This window comes from Rhodococcus rhodochrous (genome assembly GCF_014854695.1).
Taxonomy (GTDB): domain Bacteria; phylum Actinomycetota; class Actinomycetes; order Mycobacteriales; family Mycobacteriaceae; genus Rhodococcus.
On record NZ_CP027558.1, the window covers coordinates 246,261 to 268,138 of the forward strand.

The following is a 21,878-nucleotide window of genomic DNA, read 5'->3' on the forward strand; positions in this document are numbered from 1 at the left end:
GTTGACGGTGCGAAGCGACGTGTGCCACAGTGCTCCCACCGATCAATCTCCGCGCACGTGCGCGCTATTCGGACGCAATCAGTCGTTGAAGGTCGAAAGGACTGCCATGCTGACGCAAGACCAGAACACTCTGCTGGTTCAGACGGGCCCCGATACGCCCATGGGCCGGCTTTTCCGCCGGTACTGGATCCCGGCGTTGCTGGCGGAGGAGTTGCCGGAGCCGGACTGCGCCCCGGTCCGCGTCAAGCTGCTCGGCGAGCAACTGATCGCATTCCGCGACACCCAGGGCAGGCTCGGGCTGCTCGACGAGTTCTGCAGTCACCGCACCGCCTCGCTGTACTTCGGCCGCAATGAGGACTGCGGCCTGCGCTGCGCATACCACGGCTGGAAGTACGACGTCGAGGGCAACTGCGTGGACATGCCGTCCGAACCGGAGGACTCGAAGTTCAAGTCCCGGATCAAGCAGAAGGCATACCCGTGTGTCGAGCGCGGCGGCGTGATCTGGACCTACATGGGTCCGCCCGAGCTCAAGCCCGAACTCCCCGAACTCGAATGGGCCATGCTCGGCGACGGCCACCGATTCGTCTCGAAGCGACTGCAGGAGACGAACTACCTGCAGGCAATGGAGGGCGGCATCGACTCGAGCCACGTCTCGTTCGCCCACCGATTCAACCTCGACGACGACCCGATGCACTCGGGGACCGAGGGCAACAAGTACCTCAAGGCCGACACCCGCCCCAAGTTCGAGGTCGCCGAGAGCGACGGCGGTCTGGTCATCGGTGCTCGCCGCAACGCCAACGACGACGAGTACTACTGGCGGATCACCCAGTGGATCATGCCCTGGTACACCATCATTCCCCCGTTCGGCACCCACAATCCGCTCGGCGGGCACGCCTGGGTGCCCATCGACGACGAGACGTGCTGGGCGTGGAGCATCAACTACCACCCCACCCGGGAGCTGCGCGAGGACGAACTCGCGTCGATGCGCAACGGAGACGGAATCCACGCCAAGTACATCCCCGGGACCTACCGGACGCTGGCGAACAAGGACAACGACTATCTGATGGACCGCGAGGCCCAGAAGCAGAAGAAGACGTTCTCCGGCATCGAGGGCATCGCCGCCCAGGACTTCTCCCTGCAGGAATCGATGGGAGCAATCTGCGATCGCACCAAGGAACGCCTCGGAACCTCCGACGCCGGCATCATTTTGGCCCGCCGCCGACTGCTCGCCGCCCTCGAGGAACTCGAAGCGGAAACCCTGCCCGGTCTGCAGCCCGAACACCAGCGTGTGCGGTCGACCTCGGTCCTGCTGCCGAAGGCAACGCCCTTCCAGGAGGGTGCAGAGGACGCACTCCGCATGGTCGAAGGCGAAGACTTCGTCTCCATCTGACCACTCCGGCAACAAGAAACAAGGAATCCGTCGTGACCAATAGAGCCGACATCGACACCGCATCGACACCCTCGTTTGCCGGCCCGCCGACGATGGTCCGCGCCGCGGTATCGATGCCCGACACAACGACGACCATCCGCCACCTCGACACCAGCGCAGCCGTCGGTGCCGTGGGCTGGCTCGAAGTCGAATCCTCCGCGGTGTGCGGAACCGATGTCGGTCTCTATCGGGCCGGACTGGACTCGCCCACAGTGCTCGGCCATCACGTCGTCGGGACCGTCGTCTCGGTGGATCGGACCCAGTCCGCCGCATGGGACGTGCGGCCCGGCGACAGGGTCGCGCTGGAGGAGTACCTGCCGTGTATGCAGCAGGACTGCCCGGCGTGCCGCATCGGTGATCACCGCATGTGCCCCCAGACCGATCTGTTCGTAGGAAAGCGGCGAGTAGGTCTGGTCCCGGCGAACGACGGGTCCGGTCTGCACGGCGGCAACGCCGAATACATGCAGCTCAGCGCAAACAGCCTCGTGTACCGCCTACCGGCGGATCTCGATGCGGACCTCGCGGCGTGGACACAGCCTTTCGCCAACGCGCTGGATTGGACGGTCGATGCCGGCGGCGCCGAGGAGGGGTCGACGGTCGTGATCATCGGCCCCGGCTACCACGGTATCTCCGCAGTAGCCGCAGCCCGGGCTGTCGGTGCCGCCCGCATCGTCGTGATCGGGGTACCGGAGTCGGCCGGGCGCCTCGAGATCGCCGAATCTCTCGGTGCGGTGCCGGTGATCAACGACAACGACGACCTTGCCGAACTGATCCTGCGAGCCACCGGCGGTGAGGGAGCCGATGTACTCCTCGACACCGTCGGACTCGGGGGACAGGCCGTGGCCGCCGCCCGTGTGCTGCGCAAGCGGGGCCGGCTGGTTATCGGCGGACTGGGGTCGACCCCGGTCTGCGAACTCGATCTCAAATCTCTGGTGCGCGGCGCCAACACCATCGTCGGTGTCCGAGGCCGCTCTCCTGATGCAGTCACACGCAGCATCGAACTTCTCGCCGGCGGCCGATCCGGATTGGAGATCGTGCCCTCCGTCGACGTCGGCCTCGACGAGGTCGACGACATGTTGGGGCGGATGGCCACCGGACAGGGGCCGGTGAGCCCCCACGTCGTGATCCGTCCACAGTTGCGCCGCCCGAACACTCAGAAACGAGGAACGCTGTCATGAGCGAGACGACACCCCGCCGGCTGTCCTACGTAGCTCGAATACTGCTGGTGCCCCTGGGGAAGTCCGGTGACGACCTGATCGAGCAGATGGCTCGGGCGGGGTTGACCGATGTCGACGTCGTCACCGCGCACTCGCCCGCCGAGGCGGCCGTACGCGACATCAACGCCGAGGCCACGGTGGTGCGTCGTATCGACGAATTGGTCACCGAATCGGACATGGTCATTCTCATCGGTTCGGTACTGCCCCAGGTCCCCATCGGCTTCGCCACCGCCATGGCCGAAGCAGCCCGCGAATCGGGCAACCTGCTCGCCGGTGTCCTGATCGACCAACAGGACTGGGACAGCCCGCAAGGCGCCGAAGCGATGGCAGTACTGCGGATGGAACTCGACATGCTGGTGTCCCTCACCCAGGTCTCTCTCGCCACCGCCTTCGTCGACGTTCTCAAAGGGGGATACCGCACCCCGGGTGCTTACGCGCCAGTTCTCTCGACCTCAAGGATCTGACAATGACACAAGAGACCAGCCGCCTCGTGGTCCGGCAACAACGACTCGAATCCGACGGCGTGTTGTCGCTGACCCTCGAGCACCCGGAGGGGGCCGCCCTCGACGAATGGGAGCCCGGAGCACATATCGACCTCGTGCTGCCCTCCGGGACCGTTCGGCAGTACAGCCTGTGTGGTGACCCCGAGGACAAGACTGCCTACCGGATCGCCGTTCTCAAAGAAGAGCAAGGACGCGGTGGGTCGAAGGAAATCCACGACAGTGTCCGGGTGGGGGACCTCCTCGCGGTGCGGGGACCCCGCAACCACTTCGCCCTCGAGCCTGCACCCCACTACCTCCTGATCGCCGGAGGAATCGGAATCACTCCCATTCTTTCGATGGCACGGAAACTGTCACGGGAGAACGCCAGCTGGTCCGCACTCTACGGCGGCCGCAGCCGCGCCACGATGGCATTCGTGGAAGAGATTTGCGGACTCGGCGAAGTAGACGTCTGTCCTGCAGACGAATTCGGAAACCTCGACCTGGCAGGCGCCGTGGCCGACGTTCCGGCCGGCACCGCCGTGTACTGCTGTGGCCCCGAAGGTCTACTGCAAGCGGTCAAATCGGTGTGTGGTCCGGCGCTCGGTGACGAAGCAATTCATTTCGAGCGGTTCGGTGCCCCTGTCGTGGAGGTCGATTCCTCCGAGGCTGCCGACGCATCGGAGGGGCAGTCGCCCACCGAATTCGAGGTCGAACTGCGCCGGACCGGGTGCACGTTGAAGGTGCCTGCAGACCGCACCCTGCTCGAAGTCGTTCTCGAAGCGAACCCGAACATCCTGTACTCCTGCGAGGACGGATTCTGCGGGTCCTGCGAAACCCGCGTGCTCGACGGAGTTCCCGAACATCACGATTCGATCCTCTCTCAGGCAGACCGAGACAAGGGCCAGACGATGATGATCTGCGTCGGACGTTCTCGCACACCCACACTGGTCCTCGACGCTTGACGTAGCAGGATGCTGCGAGGAGGCGGGTGTCCGCTTTCTCGCAGTCAATGGTCGTGATTCCCGGAGCACGGCTAGGGATATCTCTGATGTCGACCGACGAGGTAACGTGAGCGTTCGCTGCTTTGATCACAGCGGCCTTCGAGAACATGCGTAGCATGGGATCGGAATGACCACTATCGTCGAAACCGAGTTGGTCTATCGCCATTCGCATACCGCGTCGAAAACAATCGATCGGGTCATCGGGTGCCGTTACTGAACTTGGTGTGCAAGACATCCCTTGGAGCACGATTGAGTGGGGCGCAGCGCACCGACCGACGCCCTTTACGGTAATCCCGCATTCGTGCAGGAAAGAGCCGATACGGTGCGCAGTGCGGATGAGCCTTGCCAGCCGCCGTACTGCACAGGATGTGCAGTAGTGTGAAGTCCCTTTGCTGTACTCAGGACGATCCTGTGTCAGATGGCATCCACCTGACACAGGATCGGTCGTCTATGTGCCGTCACTCGGGGGAGACACGTACTGGGCGTTGCGGTCGACCTCCATATAGATGCGGTTGGCGATGGGCGCCCGCATTTCTTCGGAAATCTGACCGAGGAGGCCCGCTGACCGCGCGAGCAGCGCGAATCCGCGTAAGATATCGGGCGGGAAACCGAGATCGGCGAGCGCGGCACCGCATACGCCGGCTCCATTGAGCGGGAGTTTCTTTCCAAGTCCGCGTTCGCTGACCCTACCGAGGGCGGCGAACAGTGCTAAGTGAGGACCGGTAATCCCCTCATCGGCAGCGATGTCGAAGATGATGGGGGTGCGCGGGTCGCCGCCCTTATGATTGGGGTGCCCGAGTCCAGGAACGATCCGCCCGGCGGCACGCTCGGTACGGACCAAGCTGAGCGCGAAGTCGTCCCAGTCGGTTTCGGAGATGGGAAGACCCTCCCGGGACGCGAGTGCGGTGGAAAGGAAGCGCCCGGTGTCCTCGGTGACGCCGAGGAAGCGGGACCCGCCCCCGAGCAGGCCTGCAGCCATGGCTCCCTGGAGGGATTCGGGCGCGCTCAGGTAGGTGAGCCGAGCTGCTAGGGCGGTAGGAGTGAACCCATGATCGGCCAGCGCAACTAACACTGCCTCGAACAAGCGCAGTTCCCCAGGCTGCGGGCGTCGCAATGCAACGAGCCAGAACGCCAGTTCGCCGAAGCTGACCTTGCCCATCAGCTCGTTGGCCAGGTCGTGGCCAAGCAGCCGGATTTCGGTTGCCGAGGAGGTCCCCAGCGAGGTGGAGTACGGCGCGATCGAGTCAGCGTTGAACGAGGGGTGCGGCATCAGGCGCCTTCCTTGTTTCGGGTGGGAGTGGAGTTTTCAGGCAGCTGTGCCGTGACATCTGGATTCGACAGCCATCTCTTGATCTCGTCGGTGTGCTCGCCAAGTGCGGGGGGTGCGAAATCGTAGCGTGGTGTTGCCGCCGAGAACGAGATCGGATTGCGGATACTGGGCACTTTGGCGGCGCCCACTTCGACAACGGGTTCGAGACCGAGTTCCTCGGCATACTCGACGCCTTGGGCGATGGTGTTGATGGGACCCGAGGGGACGCCAGCGGCGTTGAGTTTGGTGAACCAATAGCGGGCCGTGTCGGTGCGCAGTCGCTCCACCAGGATTGGGCGAAGTTCCTCGCGGTTGGTGGTGCGGTCGCTATTGGTGCTGAAACGTGGGTCGTCGGCGATCTCGCTTATGCCGAGCACTTGCACGAGTCGCCGGAACTGGGCATCGTTACCGGCCGCGACGATCAGATCGTTGTCTGCGGTCGGCAGCGGCTCGTACGGGAACAAGCTGGGGTGGGCGTTACCCATGCGAGTGGGTACCGTTCCGCCCGCAACAAAGGCGCCAGTTTGGTTGACGAGTCCGCTCAGGGCCGACGCCATCAAACTGGTCTCGATATGTTGGCCGGCGCCCGTCCCGCAGATGTCGCGATGCCGCAAAGCAGCAAGAATTCCGATCGCAGAGTGCAATCCGGTGATCACGTCGAAAACGCTGATGCCTGCGCGATATTCAGGTCCGTCTGGATCGCCGGTGAGGCTCATCAAACCTGACATCGCCTGGACGATCAGATCGTAACCTGCAAGGTTTGCTCCTTCGGTGGTGCCGAACCCGCTGATCGAGCAGTACACGATTGCGGGGTTGATCCGTTGCACGTGCTCGTAACCCAGTCCCAGCTTGGCTAAACTGCCAGGCTTGAAGTTCTCGATCAGCACGTCGGCGCGGCGGGCGAGTTCCCGAGCGGCAGCAGCGTCGTCGGGATCCCGCAGGTTCAGCACGATGGATCGCTTGTTGCGGTTGATCGAAGAATAATAGGTCGATACCCCGTCAGGTCGTACCGGCGGCATCCAGGAGCGCGTGTCGTCCCCACCCGGGCTCTCTACCTTGATGACCTCAGCGCCCATGTCCGCCAACAACATTGTGGCGTACGGGCCCGCGAGGATCCGGGAAAAGTCGGCTACCAGGATGCCTTGTAAGGGCCGTAGGTGAGTGTCGGCAGCGGACGGAGCGGGTTCGGGTGGGTGAATTGTCGACGTCATCTGGTGCCTCCCGTGTAGCCCGCGAACGTAATGCGGACAACTGTCCGTTGCTTCTTGGTTGATTGCAGGTGCCTGTCCCCGTAGCTGGGTCGGCGAAGCGAGTATGGCTTGTGGGGTGCGGTCTACGCCAGCCTGAATGGCCTTTTTCCAGCTGTTTCCTGCGCTATTCGTATTCTCTGCGCGATCTGGATAGATCTTATCGGGATCCGTGGGCAGCATGACCTGCGTTACATCCGTCACTGCGCGATGAAACTCTCGCATTCCGATCTGGGCTGTTATGTCCGTATAACGGACAACTGCCGGGCGGGTGTTCGGGTGGTTGGTCGTGAGAAGAACAAGGGAGAAAACCATGAGCACGCGAACCGAAGACCAGGCTGTCGAGGATCGGGGAGTGGGGGGTCCGCCGATGCGTCTGCATCACAACGCGTACGTCACCAACGATCAGGCAGCCACCCGCGAGTTCTACGAGGACATTATCGGGATGCCATTGGTGGCGACATGGAAGGAGTCTGACGTGCTCTTCGGTAAGGAACGCGTCTATTGCCACACCTTCTATGGGATGGCCGACGGGAGTGCTCTGGCGTTCTTCCAGTTCGCGAGCCCGGAGGACCAAGCCGAGTTCGGACCGGAGATGCCGCATTCGCCGTTCCAGCACATTGCGACCAAAGTCGACGTCACGACCCAGGCGGTGCTCGAGAAGAAGCTGCAAGACGCCAACTGGAAGCCGGAGGAGACTTACGTGCTCGAACACGGCTACTGCCGCTCGCTCTACACTGTCGACCCGAACGGGCTTCTACTCGAATTCACAGTCGATGCACCAGGTGTCGAAGAAGCCGACGCAGAGCGCCGCGCGACCGCCCGCGCTGATCTCGAATCCTGGCTCGCTGGTGACTACACCAGCAACAACAACTACCGGTGAGGAAAACCATGCGCGCCAATGACAATCCTGAAGTCCTCATCGTCGGTGCCGGCCCGACCGGTCTGATCCTTGCTCACGAACTTCTGCGCCGCGGTGTGCGGATTCGGCTCGTGGAGAAGCGTCAAGGACCATCACACACCACTCGCGCAATGACCGTGCATGCGCGGTCGATGGAGATGTTCGACCATATCGGTGCTGCACACCGGCTCGAGGAGGTGTGCGCTGAATGCCCAGGCAACATCTACCATTTCCCCGGACGTGAGGAGGACGATCAGCCTCGTACCGATTACCGATCGTTGCCGACCCGGTACCCGTTCTACTACAAGATCAACCAGAACGACTTCGAGCAGGTTCTGCGTGAGCATCTGCTGGCGGTGTACTCGCTCGTCCCCGAGTACCGCACCGAGGTTATCCGTATCGACAGGACTGGTGGGGACGGTGACGTGACTGCCGTGCTCCGCCATGCCGACGGCACAGAGGAAATCGTGACGGCGCCGTGGGTGGTCGGCTGTGACGGGAAGCGCAGCTTCGTGCGGGAGGCCGCGGGTATCGGATTCCGGGGTGAGGAAGTCGCATCCATGTCAATGATGGATGTCGAGCTCACCAATGTGACGTTCGACGACCGGTGGATGAACTATTTCTTCGACAAAGACCTCTTCATGAACTGCACCAAGCTTCCGGGGAGGAACTGGCGCATCTACATGAGTGACGCGACCGGTGAGTACGTCCATGCCGAGGACCAACGCGCCGCTTTCCAAGAGGTTGCCGACAGGATCGGCGTCGGTATCAAGATAGGGGAGCCCGAATGGGTCACCCGGTGGCCGATCCTCAACAATATTGCGGACCGGTACCGGAACGACAGGCTGCTCATCTGCGGCGACGCCTCACACATCCATTCCCCATCCGGCGGGCAAGGCATGAATGGGTGTATGCAGGACGCGTTCAATCTCGGCTGGAAGCTGGCCGCGGTTGTGCAGGGAAAATCCGATCCGGTCATCCTTGACACCTACGAGCAGGAACGGCGCCCAATTGGTGAGCAGGTCACCGCCGGAGCAATGGCCACTCACGAAATCGTGATGGGCTTCGGCATCGAGCCCGAGGAGCGGTACCCCCTGACCCAGGTCCCCGGGTGGGAGGAAGAGACCATCCGACTCGTATCGGGGCTGGCACACACCTATCGCGATGTGGTAGCGGTGCCCGAAGGTCTGCGCACACTGGACGGCCCGCAGCCGGGCGAACGTGCGCCCGACGCAACGCTGGTCGTCGAGCCGCACAAGCGCCTGTACGACGTATTCAGACATCCCGGTTTCACTCTTGTCGCAGTCACGGGTGAGGGTGCTGACGAGTCCGAAACGGTAGATGTCGCGCTGCGTGTGCAAGGTCTGATCGACGCCCGGCATCCAGGACAGGTACGGACGCACCTCGTCACCGAGACCTCTGACGATTCGACGTTCGACTTCGACCACCGCAGTGCAGACGAACTCGGTGAACTGCACGAGCGCTATTCGGTTGGTGCCGTCAGCCGGCTGATCCTCGTGCGGCCGGACCTCTACGTCGGAATGACCTGTGCTCTCGAGGATGCGGACAAGATCATCGACTACCTCGACACCTGGTTCATTCCGGACCCGGTCGTCCCGCGCGTCGAGGGATTGACGGCTGTCGGCGCGCGCTGACGGTCACAGACATGAGGACGCCGGATCGTGCCACCAACTCGCTGCGGTTGGGGCACGGTCCGGCCGTTTGGACAAGGATTTTCATGACAAGCACGCCAATCACGGCCAGAGATCGCGTCGAGGAACTTCTTGCGCTGCAGGGCGCAGGTAAGGCAGCAGACGCTGCCGATCTCTTTGCTGCAGAGGTTGATTTTCACATCCCCAATAGTCGTCATCTACCGTGGGTGCCCCAAGAGCCAGGCAGCCGCGCCTCGATGAGGAAGCTGTTCGAGTCGCTGGGAAGCCTGACCGAATCGCGACGGTTCGAAGTCTTCATTATCGTCGGTGACGCCGATAACGCCGTGGTACTGGGAGAATTCACCTCGGTAGTGTTGGTCACCGGTCGCACGGTTACGTCGAAATTTGCCTTATGGGTGACATTGCACGACGGCATGATCACGCGCTATCACTTGTACGAAGACAGTTTCGCTATGGCGCAGGCCGCGCGATGACGGCGGAACCTCAATTTCAATCCGGCGAACCGTCGGTTGTCCTGGTGCACGGCGCTAACCACGATGGATGGTGCTGGACGATCGTTGTCGGGTTGCTCGAGAATGTCGGGATCCGTTCGCACGTAGTGGATCTACCATTGAGCAGTCTCGAGTCGGATTGCCGCGCGGTCGCTGTTGCTGTCGACCGCGCCGCTTCCGAGGGCCCAGTCCTTGTGGTTACGCACAGTTACGGAGGGCTCCCGGTGTCGATCGCGGCGGAGCGTGCGGACGCGCTGATCTACGTCGCTGCCCGGATGCCACTGCGGGGACAGAGTCCGGCGGAACGGACGTCCTCGTGGAATACTCCAGAATTCACAAACTGTGTGCGGCGCGAGGACGGCGTCATGACCCTCGCTTCGCACGCGGACGGCATCCTCTATAACACGACCCCACGGAGTCTGCGTGATCTCGCACGCGCCCGGTGGCGGCCGATGAGGAGCGGTGTACCTGTTCAGCCTGTAGCCAACCCGGTCTGGGAGCACGTGCCGACGGTGTACGTGGTGTGTACTGCCGATCGTGCGGTTGACGTTGCGGCCCAACGCGAGGCGGCCACTCACGCTGATGAGATGATCGAGCTCGATTGCGACCACTCACCGTTCTTCTCTGCCCCCTCACAGCTCGCCGCCGTGGTGGAGTTCGAGGTTGCCGCTATGCGTTCACGGACCGGACTTTCGGGCGGGTAATCCCTGGTCGTGTTCGACGCAGATGCTATGTGGCAGAGGAGTCGGCCGAGGCCGGGGTCAGATCTGCGATCGGCACGCGCTTTCCCAGCTCGATGTCAGCGGAAATCTCACTCGCTGTATGTAGCAGCGGCGATAGATATCGGCTCACCAGCTCGTCCATCGACGTTTCCGCCGCGTGCGCATTGACGTTCACCGCCGCGATGGTGGCACCGTGACCATCACGAATCGGCGCGGCGATGGACCGGATGCCCGGTGCCAGTTGTTGGTCGGTCGTTGCCCAGCCGCGTGCGCGAACCTCACGTAGGACAGGCCTCGCCTCGTCCACGCTGGGTTGCCACACCGGCAGGATCCTGGAGCGACTGGGTTGAGATAGAACGAAGTCGAGTTCGTCGTCGGGGAGGCCTGCGAGCAGTACTTTTCCGAGCGAAGTCTGTAAAGCTGGAAATCGTGTACCGATCGTCACGCTTAATGTGACCAGCTTAGGTACTGCGACGCGGCCCACGTACACGATGTCGGATCCGTCTAGTTGAGCGATGGAGCAAGACTCTCGCGTCTGTTCGGCGAGGTTGCGCAGGTGTTCGCGGCTGAGGTCCCAGATGTCGCAATTCGCAATGTATGCGAGCCCGAGTTCTAGTACTCGCGGTGTGAGGATGAATGTGTTGGCGTGTGAGCGTACGTAGCCAAGTTGCTCGAGGGTGATGAGCATGCGCCGTGCTGTGGGTCGGGCCAAGCCGGTTGCCGCCGCAATGTCGGCGAGAGAGGCTTCGGCAGGTAGGTGCTCAAAGGCCTTGATCACATCCAACCCCCTGGCGAGCGCTTCAATGAAGTCCGGCCCTTCTCCACGTCTCATGCTGTCATCGTACGCCAAGCGGACATATGGCCGGGAAAATGCTCTCGAAAATAGCATAGGAAGCTCCGATGTTGGTACCTTCGTGCAGTTCTCAAGAGATAAATGCTTAATCTTGACCGGGATGCGTACACTTGACCGAAAGTGATCGGAGGCTATAGGTATGGGTGCGACGCAACCACTCCATCGTCATCTCGTCGTATCGTCCTCCGACGTCGACAGGGTGGTTTCAGCAGGTTCTACTTTGTTCTCGCCGCACCGCCTGCGTTGCCGGGCAGTAGATGCATCCCTGGCGGCGATGGAGCTCGACACTGTCACCTTGATTTCGATGCAGTACGGTGGAGATTCGATCGTCGAACCCTCTCACCCCCTCGACTATTACGCCGTCCACGTTCCCTTGAACGGACACGGCATCGTGCGTTTCTCTGGCGAGCAGATCGAGACGGGCCCTAATACCGCAGTGGTCTTCAGTCCTCGCGACGAGCCCAAAATGCGTTGGGCGCCGGATCTCCTCCAGATTGCATTCACCGTCCCCGCGGATGCGATGCGAACTCATCTCACCAAGCTGACGGCCCGTTCCAGCGGGCGTCCGCTGGTCTTCTCACACTCGGCGCCGTCGAAACGCAGCGTGGCTACCGACGGCTGGATAAACACCGTGCGGATGGTTTTTCGCACGGCAGACGCCTATCGACAACGCCCTCTTCCTATTGGTCTGCGCCGGTCACTGGAGGACATGCTGCTCACCAGTCTTCTGATGACCCAGCCCAACAACTGGACCGATACCCTGTATTCGGGGGTTCCCAGTGCCGCCCCGCATGCGGTCGCCCTCGCGATCGAGAGGATCGAGGCGGAACCTGAGGACAATTGGAGCCTGGCGCGATTGGCAGCCGAGACGGGCGTCAGCGCACGATCCTTGCAGGAAGGGTTTCGCCGCGCCAAAGGAATGCCCCCTATGACGTACGTCAAGAACGCTCGTCTTGATCTGGTACGACGTCGCTTGGAAGATCCACTTCGGACCGACGAATCGATCTCCGATATTGCATTCGACGCCGGATTCACCCACCTGGGCCGGTTCTCATCGGCGTTCCGTGAGCGCTTCGGGATCAAACCGTCCGAGTTGCGTCGCACCACGTCGCACCGAACGTGATCAAGGTCGTTCGTCGGGGGGACATCACCACCACAAGCGGCGCCGTACCACACGTCGCTATCAGCGCGGTCACGCGACGATCGGCTGGAAGTACAGTTCACCGTCCCTCCACGAATCCGGCAGGATCCCCGACCGTGTCGCCCGGCGACCGGTTGCTGTGCCGTGCGGATGTCGTGATCGCCGGGACCTTACTGAGGTTGCGCGACGTCACTGTCGGACACGGTTATCCCGCGATATAACCTCGGTGCAGGAGGCGCGCTCGTCGCGCATTGGGAGACTACCTGGCCGCTGTGGAAACGCTTCCATATCTCTTGGCAAGTCTCGTTCGCAGTCGCCTCGTCTGCGTTTTCGTAAGGCCCCCGAATCCGTTTGGGAGCGCAACTTCCCTGATCGGTCATTGCGGTCTCAGCTGGGTGTCAATGATCGTCTCGCGCTCGGCCCACCGCGTGCGCGTAACGCACGGAGCGCGGGGCGCGGCCCGGGTGACACCTCAAAGAAGCCGGCCGAGCCTTTCGGCGTACTCGTTCAGTACGGGCACGGCCGCTTCCTGGAGGTCGTGGAGGGTGGTTCTGGCGGTGGATGCACTGACGCTCATGGCCGCCACGGTTTCACCGCGGGCGTTTCGGACCGGTACGGCTATCGACAGCATGCCGAGTTCGATTTCTTCGTCGGTATACGCCATGCCGCTCTCCCTCGCTGCCAGAATCCGTTCCCTGACGGCATCGATATCGGTCAGTGTCTGGGGTGTGCGTGTCTGGAGGTTGCACCGTCGGAGGTAGTCGTCCAGTTGCGTATCGGTCAGTCCTGCCAGCAGTACTCGACCGGTTGCCGAGTTGTGGGCGGGGAGTTTGGCGCCGACCCGGACTCCGGTCGAGACGATCCGGGTGGCCTCGGCGCGGGCGACGAACAGGGCCCACCCGTCTTCGAGGACGGCGAGTGATACCGATTCGTCCAGCGCATCGCGTGCCTCGGTCAGTTGCGGTTGGGCGAGTTGCGGGAGCGGCGCGGTGTCCAGATAGGCGCCGCTGAGACGGAGCATTCTCGGTGTCGGGCGGAAGTTTCCGTTGTCGTGGGTCAGGTAGCCGAGCTCGACGAGGGTGAGCAGGCAGCGCCGTGCTGCGGCGCGAGAGGTGTCGGTCCGCTGTGCGGCATCGGTGACGGTCAGTTGTGGGTGGCGGATGTCGAAGGCTTCGATGACCGCCAGACCCTTCGCCAATCCGGCCATTCCTTCGGGGGCGCGGGAAGAACTCTTGACACTTTCTTGGGCGTCCTGCTTAATTGTTCGAGAATTGCTCATCTGTTCGTTATACGAACAAGCGCGGGGCGTGTCAAGCCCAAGCGAGCGAGTTCTCTGATGTCCCGACTGGTTGTCCAGACTGAGGAGAAATAATGGAAAGCAGCGTTGTCGACACAGGCCGCGATACCCCGGTGGAGTGGACCGACGACCTCACCCGAGTGCCGTATCGGGTGTTCCAGGACCAGGATGTCTACGCCGCCGAGCAGACCAAGCTGTTCCAGGGGCCGTATTGGAGCTACCTGTGCCTCGAGGCAGAGGTGGCCGGCCCGGGAGACTACTGCTCGACCTTCGTCGGCGAGACGCCGGTGATCGTGGCACGTGATCGCGACGGGGAGCTCTACGGATTCGAGAACCGCTGTGCCCACCGAGGTGCCCTACTGGCACTGGACGACCGCGGGAACACGAAGGATTTCACCTGCGTCTACCACGCCTGGAGCTACAACCTGCAGGGCGATCTGACCGGCGTCGCCTTCAAAGACGGAATCAAAGGCAAAGGGGGAATGCCTGATTCGTTCTGCATGGAGGATCACGGCCCGCGCAAGATGCGCATCGCCGTCCTCCACGGCCTGGTCTTCGGAAGCTTTTCCGATGACGTGCCGGACATCGAAGAGTATCTCGGCGAAGAGATCACGAGCCGGATCGCCCGGGTCCTCAGTGGCCGTACGCCCGAGATCATCGGACGCTTCACGCAGGTGCTTCCCAACAACTGGAAGCTGTACGTAGAGAACGTCAAGGACTCCTACCACGCCAGCATCCTGCACCTGTTCTTCACCACCTTCGAACTCAACCGCCTGTCGCAGCGCGGCGGGATCATCGTCGACGAGAGCGGCGGTCACCACGTCAGTTACTCAGCGATCGACCGAGACGCCGAGAAGGACGTCGCCTACGCCGACCAGAACATCCGATCCGAAAGCGCCTACAAACTGGCCGATCCGTCGCTGCTCGAGGGGTTCAGCGAGGTCGGCGACGATACGACGCTGCAGATCCTCTCCGTCTTCCCGGGTTTCGTGCTGCAACAGATCCAGAACTCCGTGGCCGTGCGCCAGATCCTCCCGACCGGAGTCGAGCAAACCCGCTTGAACTGGACATATCTCGGATTCGAAGAAGACACGCCCGAGCAGCGGGAGATCCGTCTCAAGCAGTCCAACTTGGTGGGCCCCGCAGGTTACATCTCGATGGAGGACGGCTGCGTCGGAGGTTTCGTGCAACGCGGAATCGCAGGTGCAGCAAGCGAGTCTGCAGTGCTCGAAATGGGAGGAAGTCTGGCCGAATCCAGCGAGAGCCGTGTCACCGAAGCATCGGTACGCGGCTTCTGGAAGGCATACCGGACCGCGATGAACCGACAGGAAGAGGCATGAGCATGAACGACTTCCAGCGAATCGGCCGTGTGCAGGCCGACTACTCCCGTTGCATCGACGAGGGCCCGCTCGAGCGTTGGCCGGACTTTTTCGTCGAGGACTGCATGTACCGGATCACCACCGCGCAGAACTACAGCGAGGGCCTGCCCGCAGGACTGGTATGGGCCAACACTCGCCGCATGCTCGTCGACCGCGTATCGGCACTGCGCGAAGCCAACATCTACGAGCGACACACCTACCGTCATATCCTGGGCCAGCCCCTGGTGCTGGAGGAGAACGGCGACGGTATCCATGCCGAAACCAGCTTCCTGGTGGTGCGGGTGATGCGTGACGGCCAATCCGACATCTTCACCAGCGGGCGATATGTCGACCGGTACGTGGAGGTCGACGGTCAGTTGAAGATTGCCGAACGGGTCGTGGTGTGCGACAGCACCAACATCGATACCTTGCTGGCGCTCCCACTATGAACGGGTCCCCGCCCCGGGTCCTGCTCACGATCGGCGACCCGAACGGAATCGGCCCCGAAATCGCGGTGAAAGCCGTCGTGGCAGCACAGGAACATCCCGCATTCAATCCGGTCCTGGTGGGCGATCGACATGTCATCGAATCGCTCGCCCACCAGGCCGGCATGACGGTCCGCGAGACGGTCGACGGCCACCGCGCACCCCTCGCCAGTGTGGTTGACGTCCTCCCCGTCGACTCGTTGCCCCCCGGAGCGTTCGCCCCGGGCCGGGTGAGCGCAGAAGCCGGGACGGCGACCGTGGCGTACCTCGAACGCGCGGCGCGCTGCCTGCAGGGCGGTGGAGCCCGCGGCATCGTCGCGTGCCCGCACTCGGAAACCGCGATCAACGCCGCCGGTATCTCTTTCAACGGATATCCAGGCATGCTGGCCGAACTCGTCGGCGCGCGACGGGACAAGGTTTTCCTGATGCTCGTCGGTGCCGGTCTGCGCATCGTGCACGCCACCTTGCACGAATCATTGAAAGATGCGCTCGGGCGCCTCACACCGGAGCTGGTGTACAGGGCAGCGCACGCTGTGGTGCAGACCCTTCAGGACCAGGGCATCGCGTCCCCGCGTATCGGCGTGTTCGGTATCAATCCGCATGCCGGAGAAGGCGGCCTGTTCGGCGACGACGATCTGCGGGTGACAGCGCCTGCGGTCGAGCGGCTGTGCGCCGCAGGGATCGACGCCTACGGACCGGTCGGAGCCGACCTCATGCTCGGCGATACCAGCTTCGACGCGTTCGTCGCCATGTACCACGACCAGGGCCATATTCCCGTCAAACTCCTCGCCGGACGCACCGCAGCCGCGATGACGATCGGCGCCGGCGTGCGGTTCTCCAGTGTCGGGCACGGCGCCGGGTTCGACATCGCCGGCCAGGGAACAGCCGATGCGGACGCCGTTGTCGCGGCGGTGCGGCTGGTCGGCGCCTCATCACACGTAACCGCAGGAGTCACGTCATGACCTACCAGGTAACCGTCACGGGATCGGACATCAATTTTCCGTGCGAGCCCGACGAGAGTGTGCTCGACGCGGCGGAACGCGCGGGATACGCGATCCCGTACTCGTGCCGCAAAGGCGTGTGTTCGAGTTGTGAAGGTGCGCTCGATGCCGGCAGCCTCGCGGTGCGCGGCCGGGGAACGGCGCAAGGCCCCGAAAACGGAGTGCTGTTCTGTCAGGCGCAGCCCACCACGGACGTCGACATCACACCGAAGCGGATCACCGAACGAGACAAGGTGGTACGTAAGCAACTCACCGCGAAGGTCCACCGAATCACTCGCCCGACACCCGATGTTGCGGTCGTGCAGCTGCGTCTGCCCACCGGAGTGCGTGCGAAGTTCGCCGCGGGTCAGTACCTCAAGGTTTTTCTCGACGACGGGGACAGCCGGAACTATTCGATGGCGAATCCGCCACACGAGAACGTCGGAGTGCAACTGCACATTCGTCACGTGCAGGGGGGACGATTCTCCGAGGAGGTGCTTCGCACGCTCGAGAAGGGAAGCAAACTGAGAATCGAGCTGCCCTACGGCGAGTTCTCGTTGAACCCCGACTCGGACAGGCCCGTCATCTTCGTCGCCAGCGGCACCGGCTTCGCCCCGGTGAAGTCGATCGTCGAGGACCACCTCAAACGCGGGGGAGAGCGGTCGTTGCATCTCTACTGGGGTGCACGACGGCAAGAGGACATCTACCTGCCCGAGTTGCCCGAGAAGTGGGCCTCGGTTTCGGATCGGGTTTGCTTCACTCCGGTCCTGTCGCATCCCGCCGAGGACTGGACCGGTCGCACGGGTCTCGTTCATCGAGCCGTGCTCGAGGATTATGCAGACCTCAGCGGCCACGAGGTCTATGCATGCGGAAGTCCCGCAATGACCTCGGCGGCACGCGAGGATTTCGTCCACGAGGCCGGTTTGGCACCGGACAACTTCTACTGCGACGCCTTCGTACCGTCGGGCGATCTTGTTGTCACCGCGTGATCCGCTACCACCACCACATCCGGGAATCCCGGTACCAGACACTGTGAGGCACTCATGTCCATCGCACCATCGCGCGTGACACTGCCGGATTTCATCGATTCGCGGCCGGTGAGTCGATACCAGTACATCGTGATCGGCCTGTGTGGGTTGGTCATGTTCATCGACGGCTTCGACACCCAGAGCATCAGCTACATGGCGCCCCACATCGCCGAGGAGTGGGGTCTGTCGAAACAAGTGCTCGGGCCCATCTTCTCTGCCGCTCTCGCCGGTCTGATGGTCGGCTATCTGGCGCTCTCGCCGCTGTCCGAGCGGTTCGGTCACCGCCGGATGATTATTGCGAGCACAGTCCTCTTCGCGCTCGGCACGTTGGCCGCGGCCTGGTCGCAGAACGTCACCGAGCTGATGGCGTTGCGTTTCATCACCGGAATGGGACTCGGTGCTGCTGCGCCCAGTGCCATCGCGCTGACGGGCGAATACAGCCCCAAGCGTCTTCGAGCGACCTTCGTCCTGGCGATCTACTGTGGTTTCTCCCTCGGTTTCGTCGCGGCAGGGTTGGTCTCCGGTTGGCTGATCCCGATCTTCGGCTGGCGGTCGGTGCTGGTCGTCGGCGCAGTAGCACCGCTTCTGCTGCTCCCGGCATTGCTGCGCTTTCTGCCGGACTCGCTCACCTTGATGATCAACAAAGGTGCCGAACCCAAGCGGGTCAGGTCGATCCTGCGCAGGATCGATCCCGGTCTCGCCGCCGGCTCCGACTTCACCTACGAGGCAGAGAAGCAGCCTGACGAACAGCGCACTGCACTGAGGAACCTGTTCACCCGTGACCGGGTGTTGGGCACGCTGCTGTTGTGGTTGGTCTTCGTCATCAATCTCGGTGAGTTCTACGCACTGCAGAGCTGGCTACCGTCGATCATGACGAGCCTGGACTACGACATGGGTACGGTGGTCACCGCTACGACCCTGACGACTGTCGGCGGCATCGCTGCGGCGTTTGTCACCGGGCCGTGTATGGACCGACTCGGTGCGTATCTCACCCTCGGAACGGTGTACATCGTCGGATTCGCGTTCGTCGCATTGACCGGTCTTGCTTTGAGTGCGCCGTTGTGGGTCCTGCTGACTGCCAACTTCTTTGCGGGTGTGTGTATCAGCGGCGGACAGAAGAGCTTGATCGCCTTGTCTGCGGTGTTCTATCCGACATCGATGCGTTCGACCGGTGTCGGTTGGGCATTGGGTGTGGGCCGCATCGGTGGAATTGTCGGGCCGATCGTGGTCGGAGCGGCTCTCGGGATGGGGTGGTCCGCCAGTGCAGTGTTCTATGCGATGTCGATTCCCATGCTCGTGGCCGGCGTGGCGGTACTGCTCCTGGGTCGATGGGTCCGGAGCGACAAACACCCCGACCGTGCGGTGGCGGAAAGTCAGTCGCTGGCGCACAAGTAGTACGAGTCGGCGACATGCCGAGGAGTCGGAGCCGGGGCTGCTCCGCGAACGGATGTCCGCGTACCCGCTTGCGGGTCGGTCCGGGTAGAGCCGTCTCTGTCGGTGTTCGGTGAGTGCTGCCGTTATGCGTCTCCACGGCATGGGCCGTCCTTCGGTTCGCTTTTCGTCAGGTCGACGAACCGAAGGGCGGCCCGTGCCCAGGGTTGTTGATGGAGATCGCGAATCGCGGAAGCTCGCGAGTTCGTCGGGTGACAGCCGACGTCGCGCTGCACGGCAATGTGCGTGCGACTGCATGGAGTTTGCGGGGGTACCGAGCGGGTACGCGAAGACGGTGTCGGCGAACGAGCATCTGCAAGGATCGCGTTCCGGTGCCGGCGGTGAGCAGGTCTCGGTGTTGTTGATCGCGGATCCGGGCGAGCCGGCGGCACTGGCCGAACGCATTGCGGAGTACCTGCCGGAACGCCTGCGCAGCTCTGCTCGCGTCGAGCGCCGGTGGACGGTGTGTGTGCGCAACGAACCGTATCTTCCCGACGAGCAAGCGGAGTTCGCGGAGGTCATCGACACGGTCGATCCGTCTTCGGAACACGAAGACATCGTCGTCTACCTCACCGATCTGCCGCGCCGCGATGACACCCTGCCTGTGGTGGCCGACGTCAGCGCCGACCACAAATTCGCGCTCGTCTCGGTCGCGGGAGTGGGTGGTTTCGGCATCGAGCGTCGCGTTCGCACGGTCACCGAACTTGCGATCACCCACATACTCGGTGAGCCGGAACTCACGCCCGGGGCCGCGCGGCAGTTTCCGTCTACGCAGATCGAGGACGGCATCCGGTATTTTGCGCCTTCGGGACTGCGGCGACTGCGGTTGTTGTCGGGGATGGTGCGTGCCAACCGGCCGTGGCGGCTGGTGACCGGACTGTCGAAGGTTCTCGTCGGCGCGTTCGCCACGGGGGCGATCGCCTTGGCCACCAATACGATCTGGTTGTTCGCCGACACGATGGGACCGTGGCGTATGAGTGCGGTGACGGTCCTGTCGATCATGGCGATGATTCTCTGGCTGATCCTCGACCATGAACTGTGAGAGCGTCCGAAATCACCGGAGGAGCGTGACCGTTCGGTGCTGTACAATACCGCGACCGTGGTGACCTTGACCGTCGGTGTCGTCGTGCTGCACGTGGCTCTGTTTTGTCTGCTGTTGGCTACTGCGAGTTTGACTCTTCCCCCGGAACTGTTGTCCCGTGTTCTCGGGCACGGGGTGAGCTTCTCCGATTATCTGACGCTCACCTGGTTGCTGACGTCCATTGCGACCATCGGTGGGGCGCTTGGGTCGGGGCTCGAGGACGACGCCGCCGTCCGAGAGGCGGCATACGGGGTCCGGCAACGGCAACGCATGGAGAAGATGAGCGAGGCGTCGAACGAGACGGGGTAGGTGTCCTCGGGGCATCCGGTGGCGGGAACATCAAAGACGGATCAATCGAGATGGTTGTGGTCAGGTTTCGCACCTTGACCGGGGTTCGGTGAGACGGGGCCATCGTGACAAGAACGCAGTCTCGACCTCGTAGGTGAGATCCGGCCTGTGGTGGGGTGATCGGTGACCGAGTTGTCGTGATTCGTCTGAACCAGCCAATGCTTTCGTCGGTTTTCGGGTGGTGTCCGTGCAATGGGGGCCTTATCGGTGACCTGGTCGGCGCTCATTGTGGGCAACTGGGCAAAGAGATGATCTGTGCGTCAGGCTCCCGAAGTGTCTGGGCATTCGGGAGCAGGGCGCTCATGAGAAGGGGGCCGAAATCGGCAGTCGCGGACAAGGCGATGCGGTGCCGCGATGCCGACGTGTCCGGTGATGCGTCCTCGTCGAAGGTCACGAGCGTGCGGCCACGATGCTCTCCGTCGGTTTCTACCGAAATCGTGCACGAGGGGGACTCGTTCAAGCTGACCGAACCGAGGGCAATTGCTGCGGCAAGGGGGTCGTGCAACAGGCATTTGGAGTGGTCGAACTCCGGGTGTCGGTCGAGATAGTAGGCGAGCATCGTTGCAGCGAGTTGGACTGCCGGATCGGTGGATGCGGTCTGCAGCAGGTCCACGTCGGCTCGGGAAAGACTGTGATTGTTCGTGATGTCGAGTGGTACCAGCGTGAGATTCCGCCAGGGGGCAGAGAACACTTGCGATGCGGCGACGGGGTCGGCGAAGATGTTGGCCTCGGCGTGGGGGGAGACATTGCCGGGAACGAGGTGAGCGCCGCCCATGATGGTGATGGCACCGACAGTTTCTGGGAGAGTTTCGTCGATCGCCAGTGCGACCGCGATGTTCGTCAGTGGGCCGAGAGCGATGATGTGAAGCCGGGACCCGATCTCGTGAGCCGTTGCGACCAGCCGTTCTGCGGCGGCCATATGGTCCGTGGGCGTTTGGGACGGAGGTAAGTCCAGGCCGGCGAACCCGTTGGGTCCGTGGATCCATTGAGCACCTCCCCAAAATTCCCCGGTCATCGGTTCCTGTCTTCCTACTGCGACCGGGATATCGGGGCGGCCGGTCAGCGCGAGCCAGCGACGCGCGTTCTCTGCGGCCTGGTCCACAGCGACATTGCCGGCAACTGCTCCGATGCCACGCAGATCGGCGTGGCATTTGATGAGGTATATCAACGCCAGTGCATCATCGATTCCCGGATCACAATCGACGTAGAAGACGGGGTCCCCACTGATTGAGTTTTCTCCCATAGAAACGATTCTATCTTGAAAGCTGTTGTCGTTCTCTGTGACACGGTGACCCTCGGGCCGGGTCGGGTCGTCGAGGACGATGCCGTCCCAGAGGCGGTACGGGGTCCCGGGGCGGCAACGCATGAAAGAACGAGACGAGCCAGGTGTCGAAGGACGCGGGC

19 protein-coding genes and 1 pseudogene are annotated in these 21,878 nt (G+C 62.7%); 15 read left to right on the forward strand and 5 right to left on the reverse strand.

Translation table 11 applies throughout. The annotated features are described in order from the left end of the window. The first annotated feature begins 106 nt into the window (after nt 1–106). Genes C6Y44_RS25995 through C6Y44_RS26010 form a run of 4 tightly spaced genes read left to right on the forward strand, consistent with a single transcriptional unit; the run spans nt 107 to nt 4,090 of the window. Entirely contained in the window at nt 107–1,390 is a 1,284-nt protein-coding gene (locus C6Y44_RS25995; RefSeq protein WP_006552202.1) for an aromatic ring-hydroxylating dioxygenase subunit alpha, read from the forward strand. 32 nt (nt 1,391–1,422) lie between these two features. Further along, the gene (locus tag C6Y44_RS26000) at nt 1,423–2,607 is read left to right on the forward strand and encodes a zinc-dependent alcohol dehydrogenase (RefSeq protein WP_192378907.1); all 1,185 of its coding nucleotides are present in this window, start codon (nt 1,423–1,425) and stop codon (nt 2,605–2,607) included. Further along, nucleotides 2,604–3,110 carry a hypothetical protein gene (locus C6Y44_RS26005; protein WP_192378908.1) on the forward strand — a complete coding sequence of 169 codons (507 nt, stop codon included), beginning with the start codon at nt 2,604–2,606 and terminating at the stop codon, nt 3,108–3,110. Before C6Y44_RS26000 ends, C6Y44_RS26005 begins: the two co-directional genes overlap by 4 nt. Nucleotides 3,111–3,112: 2 nt before the next feature. Continuing rightward, nucleotides 3,113–4,090 (forward strand): PDR/VanB family oxidoreductase, encoded by a 978-nt coding sequence (locus C6Y44_RS26010; RefSeq protein WP_039584285.1) that lies wholly within the window; start codon nt 3,113–3,115, stop codon nt 4,088–4,090. 487 nt (nt 4,091–4,577) lie between these two features. On the opposite strand, the gene C6Y44_RS26015 is transcribed toward C6Y44_RS26010, so the two are convergent. Together C6Y44_RS26015 and C6Y44_RS26020 are read right to left on the reverse strand one after the other, a co-directional pair. Beyond that, nucleotides 4,578–5,399 (reverse strand): citryl-CoA lyase, encoded by an 822-nt coding sequence (locus C6Y44_RS26015; RefSeq protein ID WP_192378909.1) that lies wholly within the window; start codon nt 5,397–5,399, stop codon nt 4,578–4,580. Beyond that, nucleotides 5,399–6,649: a CaiB/BaiF CoA transferase family protein gene (locus tag C6Y44_RS26020; RefSeq protein ID WP_192378910.1), complete on the reverse strand. Its 1,251-nt coding sequence runs from the start codon at nt 6,647–6,649 to the stop codon at nt 5,399–5,401. Before C6Y44_RS26020 ends, C6Y44_RS26015 begins: the two co-directional genes overlap by 1 nt. 349 nt (nt 6,650–6,998) lie before the next feature. Here C6Y44_RS26020 and C6Y44_RS26025 point away from each other — a divergent pair, with 349 nt between their 5' ends. From C6Y44_RS26025 to C6Y44_RS26040, 4 genes are all read left to right on the forward strand, one after another. Then, a complete protein-coding gene (locus C6Y44_RS26025) occupies nt 6,999–7,568 on the forward strand; it encodes a VOC family protein (RefSeq protein WP_192378911.1) in 570 nt (189 codons plus the stop codon). A gap of 8 nt (nt 7,569–7,576) precedes the next feature. After that, nucleotides 7,577–9,241 carry an FAD-dependent oxidoreductase gene (locus C6Y44_RS26030; protein ID WP_192378912.1) on the forward strand — a complete coding sequence of 555 codons (1,665 nt, stop codon included), beginning with the start codon at nt 7,577–7,579 and terminating at the stop codon, nt 9,239–9,241. Nucleotides 9,242–9,324: 83 nt separating this feature from the next. Further along, a complete protein-coding gene (locus C6Y44_RS26035; protein WP_160329013.1) occupies nt 9,325–9,732 on the forward strand; it encodes a nuclear transport factor 2 family protein in 408 nt (135 codons plus the stop codon). After that, nucleotides 9,729–10,454, forward strand: a complete 726-nt coding sequence (locus tag C6Y44_RS26040) for an alpha/beta fold hydrolase (RefSeq protein ID WP_192378913.1) — start codon at nt 9,729–9,731, stop codon at nt 10,452–10,454. Before C6Y44_RS26035 ends, C6Y44_RS26040 begins: the two co-directional genes overlap by 4 nt. 25 nt (nt 10,455–10,479) lie before the next feature. Here C6Y44_RS26040 and C6Y44_RS26045 read toward each other — a convergent pair whose 3' ends face one another. Next, entirely contained in the window at nt 10,480–11,304 is an 825-nt protein-coding gene (locus C6Y44_RS26045; RefSeq protein WP_060654679.1) for an IclR family transcriptional regulator domain-containing protein, read from the reverse strand. Between the two features lie 160 nt (nt 11,305–11,464). On the opposite strand from C6Y44_RS26045, the gene C6Y44_RS26050 reads away from it, so the two are divergent. After that, nucleotides 11,465–12,448, forward strand: coding sequence for a helix-turn-helix transcriptional regulator (locus tag C6Y44_RS26050; protein WP_192378914.1), 984 nt, complete (start codon nt 11,465–11,467; stop codon nt 12,446–12,448). A 490-nt stretch (nt 12,449–12,938) separates the two neighbouring features. Here C6Y44_RS26050 and C6Y44_RS26055 read toward each other — a convergent pair whose 3' ends face one another. Continuing rightward, a complete protein-coding gene (locus C6Y44_RS26055; protein ID WP_225623890.1) occupies nt 12,939–13,673 on the reverse strand; it encodes an IclR family transcriptional regulator domain-containing protein in 735 nt (244 codons plus the stop codon). A 164-nt stretch (nt 13,674–13,837) separates the two neighbouring features. Between C6Y44_RS26055 and C6Y44_RS26060 the strand changes: the two genes are divergently transcribed. The 6 genes and pseudogenes from C6Y44_RS26060 (at nt 13,838) to C6Y44_RS26085 (ending at nt 20,435) form a co-directional block, all read left to right on the forward strand. Then, nucleotides 13,838–15,103, forward strand: a complete 1,266-nt coding sequence (locus C6Y44_RS26060; RefSeq protein WP_192378916.1) for an aromatic ring-hydroxylating dioxygenase subunit alpha — start codon at nt 13,838–13,840, stop codon at nt 15,101–15,103. After that, nucleotides 15,100–15,570 (forward strand): aromatic-ring-hydroxylating dioxygenase subunit beta, encoded by a 471-nt coding sequence (locus C6Y44_RS26065; protein ID WP_120285013.1) that lies wholly within the window; start codon nt 15,100–15,102, stop codon nt 15,568–15,570. Before C6Y44_RS26060 ends, C6Y44_RS26065 begins: the two co-directional genes overlap by 4 nt. After that, complete coding sequence (locus C6Y44_RS26070) at nt 15,567–16,568, forward strand: PdxA family dehydrogenase (RefSeq protein ID WP_192378917.1); 1,002 nt, start codon at nt 15,567–15,569, stop codon at nt 16,566–16,568. Before C6Y44_RS26065 ends, C6Y44_RS26070 begins: the two co-directional genes overlap by 4 nt. Beyond that, nucleotides 16,565–17,575 carry a 2Fe-2S iron-sulfur cluster-binding protein gene (locus C6Y44_RS26075; protein ID WP_192378918.1) on the forward strand — a complete coding sequence of 337 codons (1,011 nt, stop codon included), beginning with the start codon at nt 16,565–16,567 and terminating at the stop codon, nt 17,573–17,575. Before C6Y44_RS26070 ends, C6Y44_RS26075 begins: the two co-directional genes overlap by 4 nt. Before the next feature lie 54 nt (nt 17,576–17,629). Beyond that, nucleotides 17,630–19,009 carry an MFS transporter gene (locus C6Y44_RS26080; protein WP_039584280.1) on the forward strand — a complete coding sequence of 460 codons (1,380 nt, stop codon included), beginning with the start codon at nt 17,630–17,632 and terminating at the stop codon, nt 19,007–19,009. A gap of 331 nt (nt 19,010–19,340) precedes the next feature. Beyond that, a pseudogene (locus C6Y44_RS26085) lies at nt 19,341–20,435 on the forward strand (hypothetical protein). Nucleotides 20,436–20,697: 262 nt separating this feature from the next. On the opposite strand, the gene C6Y44_RS26090 reads toward C6Y44_RS26085, so the two are convergent. After that, nucleotides 20,698–21,717, reverse strand: coding sequence for a nucleoside hydrolase (locus tag C6Y44_RS26090; protein WP_183070853.1), 1,020 nt, complete (start codon nt 21,715–21,717; stop codon nt 20,698–20,700). Nucleotides 21,718–21,878 lie beyond the last annotated feature (161 nt).